The 19,957-nt window shown below is 67.3% G+C and carries 14 protein-coding genes; 3 read left to right on the forward strand and 11 right to left on the reverse strand.

The window, feature by feature from the left end:
- Positions 1 to 30 precede the first annotated feature (30 nt).
- Positions 31 to 1,017, forward strand: coding sequence for a helix-turn-helix domain-containing protein (locus tag AC3WR5_RS17040; RefSeq protein WP_492485869.1), 987 nt, complete (start codon positions 31 to 33; stop codon positions 1,015 to 1,017).
- A 46-nt stretch (positions 1,018 to 1,063) separates the two neighbouring features.
- Here AC3WR5_RS17040 and AC3WR5_RS17045 read toward each other — a convergent pair whose 3' ends face one another.
- The 7 genes from AC3WR5_RS17045 to trhO form a co-directional block, all read right to left on the reverse strand.
- A complete protein-coding gene (locus AC3WR5_RS17045) occupies positions 1,064 to 1,957 on the reverse strand; it encodes a transporter (protein WP_492485870.1) in 894 nt (297 codons plus the stop codon).
- Positions 1,958 to 2,185: 228 nt separating this feature from the next.
- Positions 2,186 to 3,553 (reverse strand): FAD-dependent oxidoreductase, encoded by a 1,368-nt coding sequence (locus AC3WR5_RS17050; RefSeq protein WP_492485907.1) that lies wholly within the window; start codon positions 3,551 to 3,553, stop codon positions 2,186 to 2,188.
- Positions 3,554 to 3,563: 10 nt separating this feature from the next.
- Positions 3,564 to 3,869: a ferredoxin family protein gene (locus AC3WR5_RS17055; protein WP_492485871.1), complete on the reverse strand. Its 306-nt coding sequence runs from the start codon at positions 3,867 to 3,869 to the stop codon at positions 3,564 to 3,566.
- 50 nt (positions 3,870 to 3,919) lie between these two features.
- Positions 3,920 to 6,064 (reverse strand): molybdopterin-containing oxidoreductase family protein, encoded by a 2,145-nt coding sequence (locus tag AC3WR5_RS17060; RefSeq protein WP_492485872.1) that lies wholly within the window; start codon positions 6,062 to 6,064, stop codon positions 3,920 to 3,922.
- Positions 6,065 to 6,268: 204 nt separating this feature from the next.
- A complete protein-coding gene (locus AC3WR5_RS17065; RefSeq protein ID WP_492485873.1) occupies positions 6,269 to 9,853 on the reverse strand; it encodes an indolepyruvate ferredoxin oxidoreductase family protein in 3,585 nt (1,194 codons plus the stop codon).
- Positions 9,854 to 10,008: 155 nt separating this feature from the next.
- On the reverse strand, positions 10,009 to 11,868 hold the full coding sequence (gene ilvD, locus AC3WR5_RS17070; protein WP_492485874.1) for a dihydroxy-acid dehydratase: 1,860 nt from the start codon (positions 11,866 to 11,868) through the stop codon (positions 10,009 to 10,011).
- A 151-nt stretch (positions 11,869 to 12,019) separates the two neighbouring features.
- Positions 12,020 to 12,871, reverse strand: a complete 852-nt coding sequence (gene trhO / locus AC3WR5_RS17075) for an oxygen-dependent tRNA uridine(34) hydroxylase TrhO (RefSeq protein WP_492485875.1) — start codon at positions 12,869 to 12,871, stop codon at positions 12,020 to 12,022.
- Between the two features lie 202 nt (positions 12,872 to 13,073).
- Between trhO and AC3WR5_RS17080 the strand changes: the two genes are divergently transcribed.
- On the forward strand, positions 13,074 to 14,048 hold the full coding sequence (locus tag AC3WR5_RS17080) for a TRAP transporter substrate-binding protein (RefSeq protein WP_492485876.1): 975 nt from the start codon (positions 13,074 to 13,076) through the stop codon (positions 14,046 to 14,048).
- Positions 14,049 to 14,125: 77 nt separating this feature from the next.
- Here AC3WR5_RS17080 and glmS read toward each other — a convergent pair whose 3' ends face one another.
- A complete protein-coding gene (gene glmS, locus AC3WR5_RS17085; RefSeq protein WP_492485877.1) occupies positions 14,126 to 15,991 on the reverse strand; it encodes a glutamine--fructose-6-phosphate transaminase (isomerizing) in 1,866 nt (621 codons plus the stop codon).
- Between the two features lie 127 nt (positions 15,992 to 16,118).
- Between glmS and AC3WR5_RS17090 the strand changes: the two genes are divergently transcribed.
- On the forward strand, positions 16,119 to 16,628 hold the full coding sequence (locus AC3WR5_RS17090) for an Lrp/AsnC family transcriptional regulator (RefSeq protein WP_492485878.1): 510 nt from the start codon (positions 16,119 to 16,121) through the stop codon (positions 16,626 to 16,628).
- Here AC3WR5_RS17090 and AC3WR5_RS17095 read toward each other — a convergent pair whose 3' ends face one another.
- The 3 genes from AC3WR5_RS17095 to AC3WR5_RS17105 all read right to left on the reverse strand — a co-directional run bounded on the left by AC3WR5_RS17095 (position 16,629) and on the right by AC3WR5_RS17105 (position 19,703).
- Positions 16,629 to 17,120: a carboxymuconolactone decarboxylase family protein gene (locus AC3WR5_RS17095; RefSeq protein ID WP_492485879.1), complete on the reverse strand. Its 492-nt coding sequence runs from the start codon at positions 17,118 to 17,120 to the stop codon at positions 16,629 to 16,631.
- Between the two features lie 19 nt (positions 17,121 to 17,139).
- Positions 17,140 to 18,336: a cyclopropane fatty acyl phospholipid synthase gene (gene cfa / locus AC3WR5_RS17100; RefSeq protein WP_492485880.1), complete on the reverse strand. Its 1,197-nt coding sequence runs from the start codon at positions 18,334 to 18,336 to the stop codon at positions 17,140 to 17,142.
- A gap of 176 nt (positions 18,337 to 18,512) precedes the next feature.
- Entirely contained in the window at positions 18,513 to 19,703 is a 1,191-nt protein-coding gene (locus AC3WR5_RS17105) for a class I SAM-dependent rRNA methyltransferase (protein WP_492485881.1), read from the reverse strand.
- Positions 19,704 to 19,957: the final 254 nt, after the last annotated feature.

Raw genomic sequence — 19,957 nt, forward strand, 5'->3', positions numbered from 1 at the left:
GGGCTGCCACAGGTAGCTGAAACGTCTGGCATGCACCAAGCGTCATCCCCAAGCTGGGGCAAAAGCCCCGCGCCGCAGGCGTCGAAGCGCATCGTTTGCGCGCGCGATGCCGATGAGCAGGCGCTCGGCCTGGCGCCGCTGGACCAGTCGTACCAGCAGTTGTCAACCGGCCAGTTCTCCGGCAGCCTGCTGTCGGTCGCGGTGGGCGAGGTCACGGTGTTCCGCGAAACACTGAACCGGAGCGTCTACCAGACCGGTCACTCGGATGAGCGCCACATCACCATCGCGGTGGCCCGCGAGCTTTCAGAGCAGGCCTACTGGAACGGCCGCCACATCGGGATAGACGCAGTCGTCGCGTTCACGCCGGGCCGGGAGTTCGAATTGCGCACCCCCTTACATTCGGTCTGCGTCGGGATATCGCTGCCAATGCGCATGCTGCAGTCGCTCGCGCCGGACCTCCCCGGGGAGCGTTGGGTCAGGCACTTCGCCTCGATGGACTGCTGGAGCGATGGCGGCAATGCGAAGTCCGCCCTGGCGGCCCGGCTCGAAGCCACCTGCCTGGAGCCGTCCGGGGCCGAGCCGGATGGGCTGTGCGCCGAGGTCCAGGACCTCACCGAACTCAGCCTCGACTACATCTCCGACGTGCTGGACCGGCACCCGATGTCCGTCCCCAAGCTGCGGGCTGACAGCTATCCACGCATCGTCCGGCACGCCCGTTCCGTGATGATGGAGCGGATGAGCGAGCCGATCTCGATCAGCGACCTGTGCAACGAACTGGGCTGCTCGCGGCGTGCCCTGCAGTATGCATTCGAGAGCATCTTCGACGTCAATCCCGTGGCCTACCTGCGCACGCTTCGGCTCTCTGCGGCACGCAGGGCGCTGACCTCCGCGCGCGGCGGCACGACGGTGCAGGACGTGGCCGCGGCAGTGGGCTTCAATCACCTGCCCCGGTTCGCCAAGGAGTACGCCGGCATGTACGGCGAAAGGCCATCGGAGACGCTGCAGCGCCGCAGTTGAGGTTGTGAGCGCGGTGCCCTGATGCAGGCGCCGCACTGCCGCCGGTTCAGAACAGGTACAGCACCCGCAGGTTGACGCGCATGTTCTCGCGCAGGCCGTTCTCCACTGCGACGTCGCGTGCCAAGGTGCCCAGCAGTTGCGTGTTCGGCGCAACGAAGTAGGAGGTGGTGAGGCGAACTGCCGTGGTGCGCACGCGGTCGCCCTGAGATGTGCCGCCCACCTGGCTCTCGCCGCCCCACAAATGCATCAGACTGACGGCGCCGGACAATGCCGCCGAGGCCTCGTACCGCAGGTGGCCCTGCACCGAGTACAGCGCATCGCGCTGCAGGGTCACGTTGGTGGTCGACCCGCAGGCGGCCCTGCAGCCGTCGTTGTCGCCATGGAAGGTCACGTCTGCGACCCCATCCACGCGCCACCGCGTCGCGAGCGGCCGGGTGTAGGCCGCCTGCAGCGCCAGCTTCCAGCGGTGCTCGCCGAGGTTCAGCGCCTGGTCTGCGTGGTACGAGCCGGTTGGCAGGTAGAGGTATGGCGTGAAGCCGAAGGTCTCGCCGGCGACGGGGTCGATCTTGTACTTGAATGCGGGTGCCAGGATCAAGTCCCCGATACCGGAGGCACTGCCCAGCACCGAGAGATCTCCTGAAGGATTGAGGTGCCCGAATGGCAAAAGCACGTTCGGGTCGACGGTCCAGCGATCATCGATGCGCACCACATGGAGAAAGCGCACGATGCCGACTTCGCTCTTGAGGCGCTGCGAGCCTGCGACCCGTGTGCCATCGACATAGTTCGCATTGCGCTGCGCGTACTGCCCGTACAGGAGAAATGCGTTGGTGCCATCGGGCAGCGCCGTGTAGTCACCGGGATCGGTATCGACCGCGCAGGCCTGATGCGCGCTCAGCGCCAGTGCCAGAGCCGTGGTGGCGATGCGGGTGGTAAGGGCCAAAGATCGTTTGGCAGAGAGACGACAAGCTTCCAATTTCCACTCCTAGCGCCCATTAGCGAGCACGTGGAAATTGTGTTGGCGAGGGCTTGGCGGGCGTTAGCCGGAACCGGCAAGTTTGCGGTCCACAGCTTCTTCAGCGTCCGCCGATGCAGACCAAGCACACCAAGGTTTCACCGGTCAACCACGGGGCAAGGCGCGTCGAGCGCAGGTCTTCGCCGTGGCTGCGCATCAGGCGGCGAGCGGCCCTCGCAAGGCCGCCTGTGCTTGGTCGATCGAGAGCAGCTTCTCTCGCGGTTTGCCGCCGGCCTCGCCTCGGACTTTCTCGATGCGGTCGAGGGCGTGCCAATCGGCATGCGTCAACGTCTGCAGGCCTCGTTGCCTGAACAGTGCGTGCAGGTCGCCACCGCGCAGGCGCGCAGCGTCATCGAGCAACTGAGGCAGCCGCTGCAACAGCGACCGCACGGTGGCCTCCGCATCGGCGCGGTTCGTGCCAATGATCCCCGTCGGGCCGCGCTTGGCCCAGCCCGCAACGAACAGGCCGGGCACCTCACGCCCGTCCAGGCCCAGCACCTGGCCGGCGTCGTGCTGAACGAAGCCGGCGTCACTGTAGGCCGGCATGCCGGCCAGCCGCCTGCAGGAGAAGCCCACGCAGCTGACCGCGATGCCGCAGGGGATCGTGGTGGTGGCGGTGGCTTCGTCCTTTGTGCGTGCCTCACCCGGAGCGGACGGCCGCAGCGCCACCGCTGTGACCGGCCCCTTGCCGACAAAGGCTGCGGGCACGACGTTGAACCACAGGTTCACGGTCACACGGCTGGTGTCGGCAGCGTCCGGGACGGCAGTTGCGTGGGCCTTCAGCCACTGCGCCACCCGGGCCGCATCGGCACTGGCGCTGCCGGCCCATGCGGCATCGCCGAGCGCATCCAGTTGCGGCATGCAGATGCGCACATTGGGTAGATCGGCGAGTTGCCTGAACTCCCGGAAGGTGAACTTCACATTGCCGGGTCCACCACGGCCCAGCAGGTGCACTTCGCGGATGCGGCGCCTGCGGAATTCCTGCAGCATCGGCTCGGGGATGTCCGAGACCTCCAGGTCCTCGATGGCGCGCGCCAGCAGGCGACACACGTCGAGCGCAACATTGCCGTTGCCGACGATCACCGCACTCGACACGGCCAGGTCAGGCCCCAGCGCAGCATGGTCAGGATGCCCGTTGTACCAGCCGACGAACTCGGCCGAGGTGAAAACCTGCCGCAGCGACTCGCCAGGCACGCCGATCTGGCGGCCGACCGCACTGCCGGTGGCCAGCACCACGGCATGGCAGCGCTCCCGGATCTCGTCGAGCGGCACATCGCCACCCACATCGACGCCGGCGTGCAGGAACACGCGCTCGTCCGACACGATCTGGTCGAACACAGCGGTGACCTGCTTGAGCTTCTGATGGTCCGGCGCAACGCCGTAGCGCACCAGGCCATGCGGGGCCAGCGTGCGCTCGATGAGGTGCACCTCGCACCCGGGAACCTCGCGCAGCAGCGCCTCGACCGAATAGAAGCCGCTCGGGCCGGCACCGATGACCGCGAACGTGGGGCTGGTGCGCTGCATCCCGGTCACGTCAGTGCCCCAATTCGGCCCGGCGCTGCGCAGCGGTCGGCAGCGGCGCGGCCCGCTCGCGCACGCCGGGCAGCAGCTTGGCCTGCGCACGATTCGTCTCGATCCACACCTCCTGCCCGGGCGACAGATCGAAGCTGTCGACGATTGCATGCACGGGACACAGCGGAACGCAAGCCCCGCAGTCCACGCAGAGGTCGGGCTCGATGTAGAGCCGGCTGCCATCACCACGGAAACAGGCGACCGGGCAGACCGTGACGCACTCCGTGAACCTGCATTGCTCGCAGTTCTCCGTCACAACATGGGTCATTCCAATGATTCCTTCAAGACTGTCGAAAGTGCTGTGATGCGCGAGGCGATTCAGGCCAGGCTCACATCCACCAGGTTGTCGGAGAAGGTCGGCGCGCGGCCGAGATCGGCGAAGGCGGTCGGGTTCAAGGCAGCCGGCGTCGCATGCGAGCGGGTCTTGTCCAGCCAATGACCCAGCGGCGCCACCACCACGCCTGGCATCGCGTCTTCGGTGACGCGCGCGATGGCGGTGAACGCGCCGCGGGTGTTGTGCACCTTGATCACCGCGTTGTGGGCGATGCCGCGCGGCGTCGCGTCCTGCGGATTGATCATCACGAACTGCTCACCCTGGTGCGCAAACTGGCGTTTGAGGTTGGGGTAGTTCGAGTTGATGAACGCATGGCTCTTGGGCGACATCATCGACAGCGGGAACTTCGCGGCCAGCTCTGGCGTCTTCGCCGCCGATTCATGCCTGGCGTGATACGTCGGAAGCGCCTCGACCGGGCTGCCATCCTGGTGGTCGTTGGAGCCTTGCCGGAACACCGGCACCACGAAGTTGCCGCCCGCCGCCATCGAGGCCTTGAGCTCCACCTTGCCCGACGGCGTCGGGAAGTTGCCTTCGGCGTGCGGCGCAAACGCTTGCGCCTCGGGCAGGTTGAGCCGCATGTAGCCGGTGATGCGCAAGGTCTCCAGCGTGATGCCGGCAAGCGCTGGCGCGTCCCACAGCATCGCGTCCTGCATGATCTGTTCGTCGTCGCGGTAAAAGAACGGATCGTCGAAGTCCATCGCCTTCGCGAGCCGCCGGAACAGCTCCGAATTGCTGACCGCTTCACCCATCGGCTCGATCGCCTGCGTGTTGTGCGTGAGGTAGAAGTGGCCCCAGGAGAACATCAGGTCGACCTGTTCGGCCTGGGTGGTGGCGGGCAGCAGCAGGTCCGCGTAGCGGGCCGTGTCGGTGATGAAGTGTTCGCTGACGACGGTGAACAGATCCTCGCGTGACAGCCCCTTCAGCAGCGCCGCCTGGTCGGGCGCAACCACCACGGGATTGCTGTTGTAGACGAACAGCGACTGCACCGGCGTGTCCAGCGGCAGATCGCCGGTGAGGGCGCGGCCCAGGTGCCACTGGTTGATCACCCGCGTGCCGGGCGTGATGAAGTCGGCTCTGTGCAGGCCGGCCCAGTTGATGGGGAAGGCCCACAGCGGCAGCTGCAGGATGCCGCCGCCAGGCCTGCGCCAGGCCCCCACCAGGGCCGGCAGGCTGGTCAAGGCCCGCACCAGCTGGCCGCCGCCGGCCGAACGTTCGATGCCCACCCCGATGCGGATCGCGGCCGGCTGCGTGGCGGCGTACTCGCGGGCCAGGGTGCGGATCACCTCTGCATCGACCCCGGTCTCGGCGGCCGCGAATTCGGGCGTGTAGGGCTGGACATGCGCCTTCAGGTCTTCGTAGCCGACGGTGTACTGGTCCACGTAGTCCCGATCCACCAGGCCCTCGTTGACGATGACGTGCATCAGCGCCAGCGCCAGCGCCGCGTCGGTGCCGGGCTTCACGCGGATGTGCTGGTCGGCCAGCAGGGCGCCCTTGGTGCGCACCGGATCGATGACGATCACCTTGGCGCCGTTGCGCTGCGCCTTCTCCACGAACGGCCACATGTGCGCGTTGGTGCTGAGCATGTTGCAGGCCCACAGGATGATGAGCTTCGAATGCTGGAAGCTCTCCGGGTCCATGCCCGGCGTCGGGCCCACCGTCATGATGTAGGCGGTGCAGGCACCCGAGTCGCAGAACGTGCGTTCCGAGACCGTCGCGCCGAGCTTGTTGAAGAAGGGATCGCCGACGGTGAGCCCGTTGACCAGCCCCTGCGTGCCCAGGTAGCTGTACGGCAGGATGGCAGTGGGGCCGTGCTCGGCGATGATGCTGCGCCAGCGCGTCGCGATCGTGGAAAGCGCCTCCTGCCAGCTGATGCGTTCGAACACCCCGGCACCCTTGGGACCGACCCGGCGCATCGGGTAAAGCACCCGCTCGGCGTGGTTCACGCGCTCTTCGTAGTGGTTCGTCTTGGCGCAAAGCCGGCCCTGCGTGAACGGGTGGGACGCGTTGCCTTCGACGCCCGTGACCTTGCCGTCCCTGGTCTTCACCATCATCGAACAGGTGTCGGGGCAGTCATGGGGACATGCCCCCAAAACAGTGCGTTCCTGGCCTGGGGCGGTGTCAGTGCTCATCGATCTCTCCGGCTGCGGGTGCGTGGCATGTGCCATTCCAGCACCAGGGCACCCGGCAGTGTTAGCCAGAATCGGCAACTTGCGTTCACAACCTGTTAGAACCGCCTGCGCCGGCCGGCCGCCAGGATAGGCGAGGGCCACCCACGGTCAAGCAGCAGCCGCCACGGCCCGGCCGCGGCGAAACAGCGGCGAGCAAGCGCCGCTTCAGCCCGCCACCACCGCCACGCCCCGAATCTGCCCGGCCTTGGTGGACGACGGCGGCTTCGGGTAGCGCTGCGGCAGGTAGCGGTGCATCAGCTCGGCTTCGCGGGCGCGGGCGAGCGCCACGTTCGCCAGCTTGATGTGGCCGTAGCCGCGCATGCTCATGGGCACCGCCGCAATCTGGGCGGCGAGTGCCTGCTTGTCCACCGCCAGGCCTGCTATCAGTTCCTGGGTGCGGGCCTCGAACTGGCCAATCAGCTGCCGCTCCATGCGGCGCTCTTCGGTGTAGCCGAAGAGGTCCAGCGCGGTGCCGCGCAGCGCCTTGCCCTTGGCCAGCAGGCGCATGGCCGGCAGCATCCAGGCGTCCAGCCGGATCTTGCGCGGGGCCTGGCCGTTTTTCGGGCGGGACAACAGCGGCGGCGCCATGTGGAATTCGAGTTGCAGCTCGCCCTCGAACTGCTCGCTGAGCTTGCGGCGGAAATTGCCGTCGGTGTAGAGCCGGGCGACTTCGTATTCGTCCTTGTAGCTCATCAGCTTGAGCAGGCTGCTGGCCACCGCGCGGGTGACCGGCAGGCTGGCATCGCCACCTGCCAGGACTGCCTCGGCCTGGCGCACGCGCTGCACCGTGGCCTCGAAGCGGCGGGCCCAGGCATCGTTCTGGTAGCCCGAGAGATGCGCCACGGCGCGCGCGACCAGCGCGTCGACGGACTCGTCAAGAGGCACCTCTGTTGCGCCACTGCGCAAGGCTTTCAGGCCTTGCGGATCGGCCGCGGCCAGGCGGCCCAGCGAGAAGGCCAGCAGGTTGGATTCGACAGCCACCGCGTTCAGCGCTATGGCCTTGGTCAGCGCGGCCAGGCTGATGGGCACCAGGCCGCGCTGCCAGGCGTAGCCCATGGCGAGGATGTTGGAGGTGATGGTGTCGCCCAGGAAGTCTTCGGCCAGCGCCTGGGCGTCGAAGGTCTCGACCTGTTCGTCACCGGCGACAAAACGCATCTTCTCCAGCAGCAGGTCGACCTTGAGGCTGGAATCCGGGTTGCGCAGCGACTCGGCCACGGGGATCTGGTGCGTGTTGGCCAGAATGCGGGTGCGGCCGTGGCGCACGGTCTGCAGCGCGTCCGGCGAGGCGCCGACGACCACGTCGCAGGCCAGGATGGCGTCGGCCTGCTGGGTGTCGATGCGCACCTGGTTCAGCCGCTCGGGCACGTCGGCCAGGCGCACGAAGCTCAGCACCGCGCCGCCTTTCTGCGCAAAGCCCATGAAGTCCAGCACGCTGGCGCGCTTGCCTTCCAGGTGCGCGGCCATCGCAATCACCGCGCCCACGGTGACCACCCCGGTGCCGCCGACGCCGGTGACCAGCAAGTCGTACGGCGCGGCCCAGCTGTGTTCGGCCGGGTGCGGCAGCGCTTCGACACGGGCCAGGAACGCCGCCTTGCCGGTGCTCAGCGCTCCCGCGCGCTTGCGCAGCTTGCCGCCAGTGACGCCGACGAAGCTGGGGCAGAAGCCCTTGGCGCAGGAGTAGTCCTTGTTGCAGTTGCTCTGGTCGATCTTGCGCTTGCGGCCCAGCTCGGTTTCCAGCGGCAGCACGGCCACGCAGTTGCTCTGCACCGTGCAGTCGCCACAGCCTTCGCACACCGCCTCGTTGATGAACAGGCGCCTGGCCGGATCGACCATCTCGCCCTTCTTGCGGCGGCGGCGCTTCTCGGCCGCGCAAGTCTGTTCGTAGATCAGCACGGTGACGCCGGCCACCTCGCGCAAGCGGCGCTGCACGGCGTCCAGCTCGGCGCGGTCGTGGAACTCGGTGCCGGCGGGGAAGCGCTCGCGCATCTCGTCGTACTTGGCTATGTCGTCGCTGACGACCACGACCTGCTTGACGCCTTCGCTTTCCATCTGGCGCGCAATCGCGTCCACGCTGATCACGCCGTCCACCGGCTGGCCGCCGGTCATCGCCACCGCGTCGTTGAACAGGATCTTGTAGGTGATGACCGCCTTGGCCGCGACCGCCTGGCGCACCGCCAGGTAGCCCGAGTGGTAGTAGGTGCCGTCGCCCAGGTTCTGGAAGACGTGCGGCACCTTGGTGAACATCGAATGCGAGATCCAGTCCACGCCCTCGCCGCCCATCTGGATCAGGCCTTCGGTGTCGCGGTTCATCCAGTTGGCCATGAAGTGGCAACCGATGCCGGCACGGGCCGTTGATCCTTCAGGTACCTTCGTGCTGGTGTTGTGCGGGCAGCCTGCGCAGAAGTACGGCAGGCGCTTGACCGTGTCGCCGCCGTTGGACAGCAGCGGCGGTGGCGTGAAATCCCGCACATGGCGCAAGTGGTCGCCAAAACGGGCCTCGCCGAAATGCTCGGCCAGCCAGTGCGCGGTGATTTCGATCAGCCGCGATGGCCGCAGCTCGCCCAGCGCCGAGACCAGCGGCTTGCCGTCGCGGTCGTGCTTGCCGACCAGGGCCGGGCGCGCGTCGGCCGGCGCGTTGTAGAACAGGTCGCGCAGCTGCGTCTCAACGACCGCGCCCTTCTCCTCGACGATCAGGATCTCCTTCAGGCCCTGCGCAAAGGCCTTGACCCGCGTCGTCTCGATGGGGAAGCTCAGGCCCACCTTGTAGAGCCGCACGCCGGCCTCGGCCAGCATTTCGGGCGAGATCTCCAGCCGGCGCAACACTTCCATCAGGTCGTAGTGCGCCTTGCCGCAGGTGATGATGCCCACCGTGGCATGCGGGCTCGCTATGACGTGGCGGTCGATGCTGTTGACCTTGGCGAATGCGGCCGTCGCCTGCAGCTTGGCGGCCATGCGGGCCTCGATGGCCAGCGAGGGCAGGTCCGGCCAGCGGATGTGCAGGCCATCGGCTGGCGGCTGGTAGCCGGTGGCGGCGGTGACGCTGGCCGCATCGACCCAGGCCGCGGCGCGGGCGTTGACCAGGTCCAGGTCCACCGTGGCGCCGCTCTCCACCACTTCCGACAGCGCGGCCATGCCGACCCAGGCGCCCGAGTAGCGCGACAGCTCGTAGCCGTAAAGGCCAAACTCCAGGTACTCGGCCACGCTGGCCGGCTGCAGCACCGGCATGCCCCAGGCCTGGAAGGCCTGGTCGCTCTGGTGCGGCATCGAAGACGACACGCAGCCGTGGTCGTCCCCCGCCACCACCAGCACGCCGCCGCGCGGCGATGAGCCAAACGCGTTGCCATGCTTGAGCGCATCGCCCGCGCGGTCCACGCCCGGGCCCTTGCCGTACCACATGCCGAACACGGCATCCACCGTGCGCTCCGGGTCCAGCTCCACGCGCTGCGTGCCCAGCACCTGTGTGGCGCCCAGTTCTTCGTTGATGGCCGGCACGAAGCGGATGCCGGCTTCGGTGAACTTCTTGCCGGCCTTCCAGATGGCCTGGTCCACCATGCCCAGCGGCGAGCCGCGGTAGCCGCTGATGAAGCCTTGCGTGTTCAGGCCGCGGGCCGCGTCGCGCTGGCCTTGCATGACCAGCAGGCGCACCAGCGACTGGGTGCCGGTGAGGAAAACGACTCCGTCCTTGGCCCACAGGTTGTCGGACAGGCGGTAGTCGGGGCGGCGGATGGGGGAAGCGGAACCAATGCTCATGCAGAATTGTTCTTCTCACAGCGGAGGAGAATCTTCTTCATTGCACAGGGGTTCCCCCGTGTTCGGAGAATTTCCTTCTCACCAATCACCCATCACGCGAAAAAGCCGCTTCGAGGAGCGGCTTGGGGAGGAGAAAGGCGCCGATCGCGCCCGCTTCAATCGTCCAGCAGTGACAGGTCGCGCACGGCGCCCTTGTCGGCCGACATGACCAGCTTGGCGTAGGCCTTCAAGGCCGCCGACACCTTGCGCGGACGCGGCTGGGCCGGCTTCCAGCCCTTGGCGTCCTGCGCGGCGCGGCGCGTGGCCAGTTCCTCGTCGGACAGCAGCACGTTGATCGTGCGGGCCGGGATGTCGATGCGGATGCGGTCGCCGTTGCGCACCAGGCCGATGGCGCCACCGGCCGCCGCTTCGGGCGAGCAGTGGCCGATGGACAGGCCCGAGGTGCCGCCTGAGAAACGGCCATCGGTCAGCAGCGCGCAGGCCTTGCCCAGGCCCTTGGACTTGATGTAGCTCGTGGGGTAGAGCATTTCCTGCATGCCGGGGCCGCCCTTGGGGCCTTCGTAGCGCACGATGACCACATCGCCAGCCTTGACCTGGTCGGCCAGGATGTTCTCGACCGCCTCGTCCTGCGACTCGGTGACGTGCGCCTTGCCCTCGAAGACCAGGATGCTGTCGTCCACGCCGGCCGTCTTGACCACGCAGCCGTCGAGGGCGATGTTGCCGGTCAGCACGGCCAGGCCGCCTTCCTTGGAGAAGGCATGTGCGTACGAGCGGACGCAGCCTTCGGCGCGGTCCAGGTCCAGGCTGGGCCAGCGGGTTTCCTGGCTGAAGGCCACCTGCGTCGGGATGCCGGCGGGGCCGGCCATGTAGAAGCGGCGCACGTCGGGGTCGGTGGTCTGCGCGATGTCCCACTGGGCCAGCGCTTCCTTCATCGTCGGCGTGTGCACCGTGGGCACGTCGGTGTGCAGCTTGCCTGCGCGGTCCAGCTCGCCGAGGATGGCCATGATGCCGCCGGCGCGGTGCACGTCCTCGATGTGGTACTTGTTGGTGTTGGGTGCCACCTTGCACAGCTGCGGCACGGTGCGCGAGAGGCGGTCTATGTCGGCCATGCCGAAGTCGATCTCGGCCTCGCGGGCGATGGCCAGCAGGTGCAGGATGGTGTTGGTCGAGCCGCCCATCGCGATGTCCAGCGTGATCGCGTTTTCGAAGGCCTTGAAGCCGACCGAGCGCGGCAGCACACGGGCGTCGTCCTGCTCGTAGTGCTGCCGGGTGATCTCGACGATGCGGCGGCCGGCGCGCCTGAACAGCATCTCGCGGTCCGCGTGGGTGGCCACCACGGTGCCGTTGCCCGGCAGCGAGAGGCCCAGCGCCTCGGTCAGGCAGTTCATCGAATTGGCGGTGAACATGCCCGAGCAGGAGCCGCAGGTGGGACAGGCGGAGCGCTCGACCTCGGCGACTTCGGCGTCCGAATACTTCGCGTCGGCCGCGATCACCATCGCGTCGATCAGGTCCAGCTTCTTGAACTCCATGACCTTGGTGACCGGGTTGGCCAGCTTGGTCTTGCCGGCCTCCATCGGGCCGCCGGAGACGAAGATCACCGGGACGTTGAGCCGCATCGCGGCCATCAGCATGCCGGGCGTGATCTTGTCGCAGTTGGAGATGCAGACCATCGCGTCGGCACAGTGCGCGTTGACCATGTACTCGACCGAGTCCGCGATGATGTCGCGGCTGGGCAGCGAATACAGCATGCCGTCGTGGCCCATGGCGATGCCGTCGTCCACCGCGATGGTGTTGAATTCCTTGGCGACGCCGCCGGCCGCCTCGATCTCGCGGGCGACGAGCTGGCCCAGGTCCTTCAGGTGCACGTGGCCGGGCACGAACTGGGTGAACGAATTGACCACCGCGATGATGGGCTTGGCGAAGTCCTCGTCTTTCATGCCGGTGGCGCGCCACAGGGAGCGGGCCCCGGCCATGTTGCGGCCGGCGGTGGAGGTCTTGGAACGGTATGCGGGCATCGTGCTTGCTGAAAAGGGTCGCTGCAAAGAAGGCTGGCCACAGGGATAAGGCCTCACTTGCGCCCGTGCAAACAACCTCTTGAGCCGTGCCCTGGGCAAACAATGGCAATTGTCCACCACGCGTTGCCAGAGCAGCCCGGCCGCGTCGCCGTCAGCCGCCCGCCCCGTCCAGGCGACGCGCCCGCTGCAGGCGCCACGCCTCGTCGGGAAGGGTGGGATCGAAAACCTGCTCTGCCGTCGTGCCGGTCTCGCGCAACCGGGTGTCCAGCGCCACGCGCTTGTCGAACACGAAACACTCGCCCTGCCAATCGCGCTCGGCATCGGGCAGGCTTTGGAAGTAGTTCAGGATGCCGCCGTCCAGCTGCCACACATCCAGCCCCTGGCTGCGCAGCCACGGCGCCGTCTTGTCGCAGCGAATGCCGCCGGTGCAGTACATGGCCACCGGCCGGCCGGCGGCTCGCCAGGCCGGTGCTTGCGCCTGCACGTAGGCGACAAAGTCGCTGAAGTTGTGCACCTGCGGATCGACCGCGCCACGGAAATGGCCGAGGCGGAACTCGAAGTGGTTGCGGTTGTCCAGCAGCACCACGTCGTCCCGCGCCAGCAGCGCGCGCCAGGCCTCTGGCGACAGGTGACTGGCGTCGCGCTCGTCCGGTGGCGGCAGCGCAGCTGCCGGGTCCTGCGGCAAACCCAGCGCCACGATCTCCGGCTTGACGCTGACCTTGAGCCGGCCGAACGGCGGCGTGGCGCATTCGCTGTGCTTGAACGGCATGCCGCGAAACGCGCCCGCCAGCACGTCCGCCTGCTGCAGCGCCGCCTCGAAGGCCGCCACCGCTTGCAGCTCACCCGCAACAGTGCCGTTGATGCCTTCCGCTGCCACCAGGATGCTGCCTTGCAGCGCATGCGCCAAGCTGCGCAGCTGCACTGCCGCAGCCTGGGGGTCGGACAGCGGCACGAAGCGGTAGAAGGCGCTGTGCAGCAGCGAGGCGGAGGGCGTGCTTGTCATGCGCCCAATTGTCGCGGCGCGGCGCACGCCAGGGCTGCCACCACGCCAAAGACAGCCGGCGGCCCTGGTACATACCCGCTACTTGCCGACGGCTCAGCTGCTGTGAAATACGGCCGCCCGCGAGTTGTACGATGACTGACGATGTGCGGAGCGACCCACCGCGCATCCCGCGCTTCATCAAAACTCGAACAGCGGCACATTCATGCGCAAAGCATTGCTCGGCGGTCTTTTCCTGGCCACATGGATGGGCGCATGGCCGGCGTCCGCGCAGACCCAGCTCCGCGCGTGGAACACCCACCCGGACGGTTATCCGGTGACCGAGGCCATGAAAAGCTTCATCCACGAGGTCGAGCTGGGCACCAAGGGCGCCATCAAGATCGAGCTGTTTTCCAACGCAGCGCTGGGCGACCAGGCCAAGGCCGTGACGATGTTCAAGGCCGGCGAAATCGACGTGGCCGAGTTCAACTCGGCGCCGCTGTCCGAAGCGGCGCCCGGCTTGAAGGCCTACAACCTGCCCTTCCTGTTCATCGACGCGGCCCACATGTTTCGCTTCCTCGACGGTGCCGCCGGTGAGCGCCTGGCCGAGAAGTTGAGGGCCTCCGGCTTTGTCGTGCTGGGCTGGTACAACGGCGGCGCCCGTTCGTTCTTCTGTGCCAACAAGCTGATGACGCGGACGGAAGATTTCGCGGGGCAGAAGATCCGCGTGCAGCAATCCGAGGCCTACATCGAGATGGTCAAGCTGCTCGGCGCCACCCCGGTGGTGCTGCCCTACAAGGACGTGCTGGACGGCCTGCAGAAAGGCACCGTGGACTGCGCCGAAGGCAACATGGTGTCCTACGAATCCACCGGCCAGTACAAGGCCGCCAAGTACATGCTGCTGGACAGCCACATGGTGTCACCCGAAGCCCTGGTCGTCTCCACCAAGCTGTGGGACAAGCTCAGCCCGCAGGACCGGGTCGTGTTCCAAAAGGCGGGCAAGAGTTCTGCCCTGTTGATGCGCGAGCTGTGGGACAAGCGGGTCGTCACCGCTCGCGCCGCCGTGACCAAGGACGGCGCCCAATTCGCGAACGTGATCGACTTTTCACCCTACGTTCGCAGGATGTCCCCGCTGTACAGCAAATACATGGCCGACCCAGCCGTGCGGGGCGAGTTGCTGGAGATCATCAGCAACAAATAGGCATGTGAACAGGGCATGTGGTCCCACACTGCAGCGGTGGTGCTGGCGACAGCCGCCCGCGAAATGCCGCGCCAGGCTCACTCCACCGTTACGCTTTTCGCCAGGTTGCGCGGCTTGTCCACATCCGTCCCTCGCGCCACCGCCGTGTGATACGCCAGCAACTGCAGTGGCACCACGTGCAGGATGGGGCTCAGAGCGCCGTAGTGCTCGGGCATGCGGATGACGTGCAGGCCTTCGGCGTTGGTGATGCGGGTGTCGGCGTCGGCGAAGACGTAGAGTTGGCCGCCGCGGGCGCGGACTTCCTGCAGGTTGCTCTTGAGCTTCTCCAGCAGTGCGTCGTTCGGGGCCACGGTGACCACCGGCATTTCGGAGGTGACCAGCGCCAGCGGGCCGTGCTTGAGCTCGCCTGCGGGGTAGGCCTCGGCGTGGATGTAGCTGATCTCCTTGAGCTTCAGCGCGCCTTCGAGGGCGATGGGGTAATGCAGGCCGCGACCGAGGAAAAGGGCGTTTTCCTTGCGGGCGAAGGCCTCGGCCCAGGCCACGACTTGCGGCTCCAGCGCGAGCACGGCCTGCAGCGCGGCGGGCAGGTGGCGCATGGCCTTGAGGTGCGCGGCCTCCTGCGCTTCCGTCAGGTGACCGCGCACTTGTGCGAGCGCCAGCGTGAGCAGGAACAGGCCGGCGAGCTGGGTGGTGAAGGCCTTGGTGCTGGCCACGCCCACTTCCACGCCGGCGCGCGTGATGTAGGCCAGCTTGCATTCGCGCACCATCGCGCTGGTGGCCACGTTGCAGATGGTCAGCGTGTGCGGCATGCCGAGCGAGCGGGCGTGCTTCAGCGCGGCCAGCGTGTCGGCCGTCTCGCCGCTCTGGCTGATGGTGACGACGAGGGTGCGCGGGTCCGGCACGCTGTCGCGGTAGCGGTATTCGCTGGCGATCTCGACGCTGGTGGGGATCTTCGCGATGCTCTCCAGCCAGTACTTGGCGGTGGAGCCGGAGTAATAGCTGGTGCCGCAGGCGAGGATCAGCACGCGGTCCACTTCCTTGAAGACCTTGTACGCGCCGTCGCCAAACAGCTCGGGCGTGATGCCGGCCACGCCTTCGAGCGTGTCGGCAATGGCGCGCGGCTGCTCGAAGATTTCCTTTTGCATGTAGTGGCGGTACGGGCCCAGCTCGGCGGCGCCGGTGTGGGCCTGCACGATGCGCACTTCGCGCGGCACCGGGCGGAACTGGCCATGCTCGTCCCTGGCGACGATCCAGTGCTTGCCGATCTGGATGTCGACCACGTCGCCCTCTTCGAGGTAGACGATGCGGTCGGTGACGCCCGCCAGCGCCATCGCGTCGGACGCCAGGTAGTTGGCGCCGCCGCTGGCTTCGGTGCCGAGGCCCAGGATCATCGGCGAGCCTTCGCGGGCGCCGACCACGCGGTGCGGCTCGTCGCGGCAGAAGACGGCGATGGCGTAGGCGCCCTTCAGGCGCAGCACGGCGCGCTGCACGGCGTCGAACAGGTCGCCGTCGTAGAGGTGGTGCACCAGGTGGGCAATGACCTCGGTGTCGGTCTGGCTCTCGAAGGCGTAGCCCTTGGCCTTCAGCTCGTCGCGCAACTGCTCGTGGTTCTCGATGATGCCGTTGTGGACCAGCGCGATGACGCCACTGCGCCCCTGCGAGGCGGTCCCGCTGGAGAAGTGCGGGTGCGCGTTGTGCACCACCGGCGCGCCGTGCGTGGCCCAGCGGGTGTGGGCGATGCCGGTGCCGCTGGCCACGCCGTCGGTGTCGATCTGCTGCTGCAACTCGGCCACGCGGGCGGTCGAGCGGGTGCGACGCAGTTCGCCGTCCTGGTAGACCGCCACGCCGCAGGAGTCATAACCGCGGTACTCCAGCCGTTGCAGGCCTTGCACGAGGACGGGGACGATGTTGTGGTGGCTGACTGCGCCGACGATGCCGCACATGGGGTGCTCGCTTTCTGTGAGGGAACGAGGCGAATCGTAGGCCTGGGAACACAACAGAAGCTTGCTAGATCGATACCAATGTGAAATATTCAGTCACTACTGATTGATGATGGCCGAATATTTCAAAGTGAATGCATCAGAGAATTTTTCCGTCACGCTGGACGCCATTGACTGGCGCCTGCTGGACCTGCTGCAGGCCGACGCCAGCCTCACCAACCAGGCACTGGCAGAGGCCGCGCATGTGTCACCTGCTACCGCACTGCGACGCGTGAAGCGGCTGCGCGAGCTGGGCGTGATCGAGCGCTTTACTGCGCTGCTGGCACCCGCCTTCGCCGGCCGCGGACTGCAGGCCATCTGCGAGGTGACGCTGGATCGCCAGGGCGCCGAGCACCTGGACGCCTTCGAGGCGCGCGCGCTCGCCTTCGACGGCGGCGCCGCGAGCGTGCTTCAGCAATGCTGGCGCGTCTCGCCCGGGCCGGATTTCGTGTTGGTGACCTGGGCGGCCGACATGCCGGCCTTCCTGGCGCTGACGCAATCGCTGTTCACGCAGGACGCCAACGTGCGCAACGTGAAGAGCTTTTTCGCAGTGAAGCGGGCGAAGTTCGACCCACGAATGCCTGCGCCCGCGCCAGCCTGATCAGGCCATCGCCTTCGGAATTGGCGGTGTGAACTGCAGGCTGCCGGCAATGCGGTTCCAGGCATTGATTGCACCGATGGAAGTCGTCAGCAGCGCAATTTCCTTTTCGCTGAACTGCGTCTGCAGCTCGCCGTAGGCCGCGTCGGCGATGGGCCGGCCAGCCATCAGCGTGAGCGCTTCGGTCCATTGCAGCGCGGCTCGTTCGCGGGCGGTGTAGACGCTGCCGGCTTCACGCCAGGTGGCGACCAAGTCCAGCTTGGGCGCCGGTACACCCAGTTTGCGGGCCAGGTTCAGGTGGAACTGCAGGCAGAAGGCGCAGCCGTTGAGCTGCGAGGCGCGCACCTTCAGCAGCTCGGTCAAGGACTTGTCCAGCCCGCCTTCGTCGACCGCCTGGCCGAGCGCGCGCAAGGCCTTGATGACCTCCGGCGCATGGGTTTCGAAACCGGCCCAGGCTATGCGCGGGCCGTGGGAATCCTGGGATGAAGTGCTCATGCCCGAACGATAGCCAGTTTCACGACACGCGCTTGTATCCGCCCGGCACGCCGCGCGGCGACAGCACCCATTGCCAGAGCTGGATGTCGCGCGCGCGGAAGGCGCCGGCGCAGCTCAGCAGGTAGTAGCGCCACATGCGGTGGAAGCGTTCGCCCAGGCGTTCGGCAAAGCGCGGCCACGCGGCTTCGAAGCGCTGGTGCCAGCACATCAGCGTGTGGTCATAGTCGGCGCCGAAGTTATGCAGGTCCTCGACGACGAAATGCGGCTCGGCGCTGCGCCCGATGCGCGCAATGCTGGGCAGCTCACCGTTGGGGAACACATAGCGGTGGACCCACGGGTCGGTGCCGTGCGCGCTGTCGTTGCGGCCGATGGTGTGCAGCAGGAACAGTCCGTCTTCGGCCAGGCAGCGGCGGGCCACGGCCATGTAGGTGCCAGCGTTCTTGTGGCCCACGTGCTCGAACATGCCCAGGCTGACGATGCGGTCGAAGCGCTCGTCGAGCTGCCGATAGTCCTGCAGCCGGAACTCGACCGGCAGCCCTTCGCACAGCTGCTGGCCCAGCGCCACCTGCTCGGCCGAGACGGTGACGCCCACGCAGCGCACGCCGTATCGCTCGGCCGCGAATTTCATGAAGCTGCCCCAGCCGCAGCCAATGTCCAGCACCCGCATGCCCGGCTTCAGGCCCAGCTTGCGGCAGACCAGGTCCAGCTTGGCTTCCTGCGCGGCGTCCAGCGCAGCTGGCGCCACCCCCGGCTGGCCGCCCCAGTAGGCACAGGTGTAGGTCATGCGCGGGTCCAGCATGGCCTGGTAGAAGTCATTGCCCAGGTCGTAATGCTGCTCGCCGACCTGGAAGGCACGGCGCGGATTCTGCAGGTTCAAGAGCTTGGCCTTCAGCCCGTGCCACAACACCGGCCAGGGTGTGACCCGCTGGTCCAGCCTGGCCTTGAGCAGGCGCTCGAACAGCTGGTCCAGCCGGTCCGCCACCCACCAGCCGTCCATGTAGGCCTCGCCCAGGCCGAGCGAGCCTTCGGCCAGCACGCGCTGCGGCAATTGCTCGAACTGCGCGGCAGCGCCCGGCGCCGGGCGGATGTCCCAGGGCCGATCGCCGCCCAGGCGCACATCGGCCAGTTTCAGCAGGCTTTGCAGCGCATCGCGCGCACCTGCGGTGCCCCTGGCTCGCCCGGCGGACGAGCCCTTGTCCAGCAATTCCCCATCCATGCTTTGGAACCTCGCGCTTGGTCGGAGGCCGCAGGCCAGGACGACTCGCTCAGTGCTTCACATGGCACGGGCGGGGCGGCGCGCGGCTGATGTCACGGAAGGAAAAACCTTAGCGCCTGCATCGCACCGAGACATTGCCGGCGATGAAAACCAATGCAATGAAAAGGGGATTCGGCCTATTTCTTGAGGATGACCAAGCCCTTCAGGTACTCGCCCTCGGGGAAACACACCGTCGTCGGATGGTCCGGTGCGGCTTCCAGGCGCTGCAGCAGGTAGCCGTCAGCCGGCGCGTCCATGCCGGCACCGGCGACGATCTTGTGGAACAGGTCGGCGCTGATGCCGCCGGAGCAGCTGAAGGTCAACAGCAAGCCACCGGGCGCCAGCAGCTTGAAGGCCAGCCGGTTGATGTCCTTGTAGGCGCGGCTGGCGCGCTCGGCATGCGCAGCAGTGGGCGCAAACTTCGGTGGGTCGAGCACAATGGCGTCGAACTGTTTGCCTTCCTGCAGGCACTGGCGCAGCGTGGCGTTCACGTCGGCGTCCAGCGCAGTGTGGCGTGCCGGATCGAAGCCATTCAGCGCGACGTGGGCGGTGGCGCGGGCCAGCGACGGGCCGGAGGAGTCGACGCTGGTGACCTCGGCGGCGCCGCCGGCCAGCGCAGCGATGGAGAAGCCGCCGGTGTAGCTGTAGCAGTTCAGCACACGCTGGCAGCCGAACTGGCGCACCAGGCGGGCGAACAGCGCGCGGTTCTCGCGCTGGTCCAGGTAGTAGCCGGTCTTGTGGCCCTCGGCCACGTCCAGCGTGAGCTGGATGTCGTGCTCGCGCAGCGTGACGCCGGTGTCGCCCTCGCCGCGCAGCCAGCCGGTCACCTCGGGCAGGCCTTCGAGTTCACGCACGTTCACGTCGGAGCGCTCGTACAGCCGGGTGCAGCCCAGCGCCGCGGTTTCGGCCAGCAGCGCATCGGCAATCACCGCTTTCCAGCGCTCGCTGCCGGCCGAGAGGAACTGCGCGCTGAGGATGTCGCCGTAGCGGTCCACCACCAGGCCGGGCAGGCCGTCGGCCTCGCCGTGCACCAGGCGCACGCCATTGCTGGCCACCGCCAGGCGCTGGCGCATGGCAACCGCGGCGCGGATGCGGCGCTGGAAAAAGGCGGCGTCGATGCGCTCGGCCTCGTCGAAGCTCCAGGCCCGCACGCGGATCTGCGACAGCGGGCTGAACGCAGCCCAGGCGAGGAACTGGCCATCGTGGCTTTCGACGCGCACCGTCTCGCCCGCATCGGCCTTGCCTTTTTCCACGCTGCCGGCGAACACCCAGGGGTGGCGGCGCAGCAGCGAACGTTCTTTTCCTTCGCGCAGGCGGATGGCTTTCATGCGCCGGATTGTCGCCTGCCCTGCTGCGGCAGCCAGGGCAGCGACCTGACCTTGGATGCAGCAAAGCTGCCACCCAGCGTTCAATCTGTATCCAATTCCACCGACCTGGGGAAAACCTGGGCATTTGTGCGCAATGAAGTACAGACACTGGCGGCGGCAGTATCAAAACCACAGCCCTCCCTCGCTGAAGATGCGCACGCTGCGCCATGCGGGCAGGCAGCGACAACACCAAACGCCCCGACATCTCAGGAGAC

This window comes from Ideonella sp. FW305-24 (assembly GCF_058788035.1).

What these genes read in the sequence shown, in the direction of transcription:
- AC3WR5_RS17095 (WP_492485879.1), bottom strand. Translation starts at nt 17,120, where the DNA reads ATGAGCACTTCATCCCAGGATTCCCACGGCCCGCGCATAGCCTGGGCC.
- trhO (WP_492485875.1), bottom strand. Translation starts at nt 12,871, where the DNA reads ATGACAAGCACGCCCTCCGCCTCGCTGCTGCACAGCGCCTTCTACCGC.
- AC3WR5_RS17040 (WP_492485869.1), top strand. Translation starts at nt 31, where the DNA reads ATGCACCAAGCGTCATCCCCAAGCTGGGGCAAAAGCCCCGCGCCGCAG.
- AC3WR5_RS17105 (WP_492485881.1), bottom strand. Translation starts at nt 19,703, where the DNA reads ATGAAAGCCATCCGCCTGCGCGAAGGAAAAGAACGTTCGCTGCTGCGC.
- AC3WR5_RS17065 (WP_492485873.1), bottom strand. Translation starts at nt 9,853, where the DNA reads ATGAGCATTGGTTCCGCTTCCCCCATCCGCCGCCCCGACTACCGCCTG.
- AC3WR5_RS17060 (WP_492485872.1), bottom strand. Translation starts at nt 6,064, where the DNA reads ATGAGCACTGACACCGCCCCAGGCCAGGAACGCACTGTTTTGGGGGCA.
- AC3WR5_RS17055 (WP_492485871.1), bottom strand. Translation starts at nt 3,869, where the DNA reads ATGACCCATGTTGTGACGGAGAACTGCGAGCAATGCAGGTTCACGGAG.
- ilvD (WP_492485874.1), bottom strand. Translation starts at nt 11,868, where the DNA reads ATGCCCGCATACCGTTCCAAGACCTCCACCGCCGGCCGCAACATGGCC.
- glmS (WP_492485877.1), bottom strand. Translation starts at nt 15,991, where the DNA reads ATGTGCGGCATCGTCGGCGCAGTCAGCCACCACAACATCGTCCCCGTC.
- AC3WR5_RS17080 (WP_492485876.1), top strand. Translation starts at nt 13,074, where the DNA reads ATGCGCAAAGCATTGCTCGGCGGTCTTTTCCTGGCCACATGGATGGGC.
- cfa (WP_492485880.1), bottom strand. Translation starts at nt 18,336, where the DNA reads ATGGATGGGGAATTGCTGGACAAGGGCTCGTCCGCCGGGCGAGCCAGG.
- AC3WR5_RS17050 (WP_492485907.1), bottom strand. Translation starts at nt 3,553, where the DNA reads ATGCAGCGCACCAGCCCCACGTTCGCGGTCATCGGTGCCGGCCCGAGC.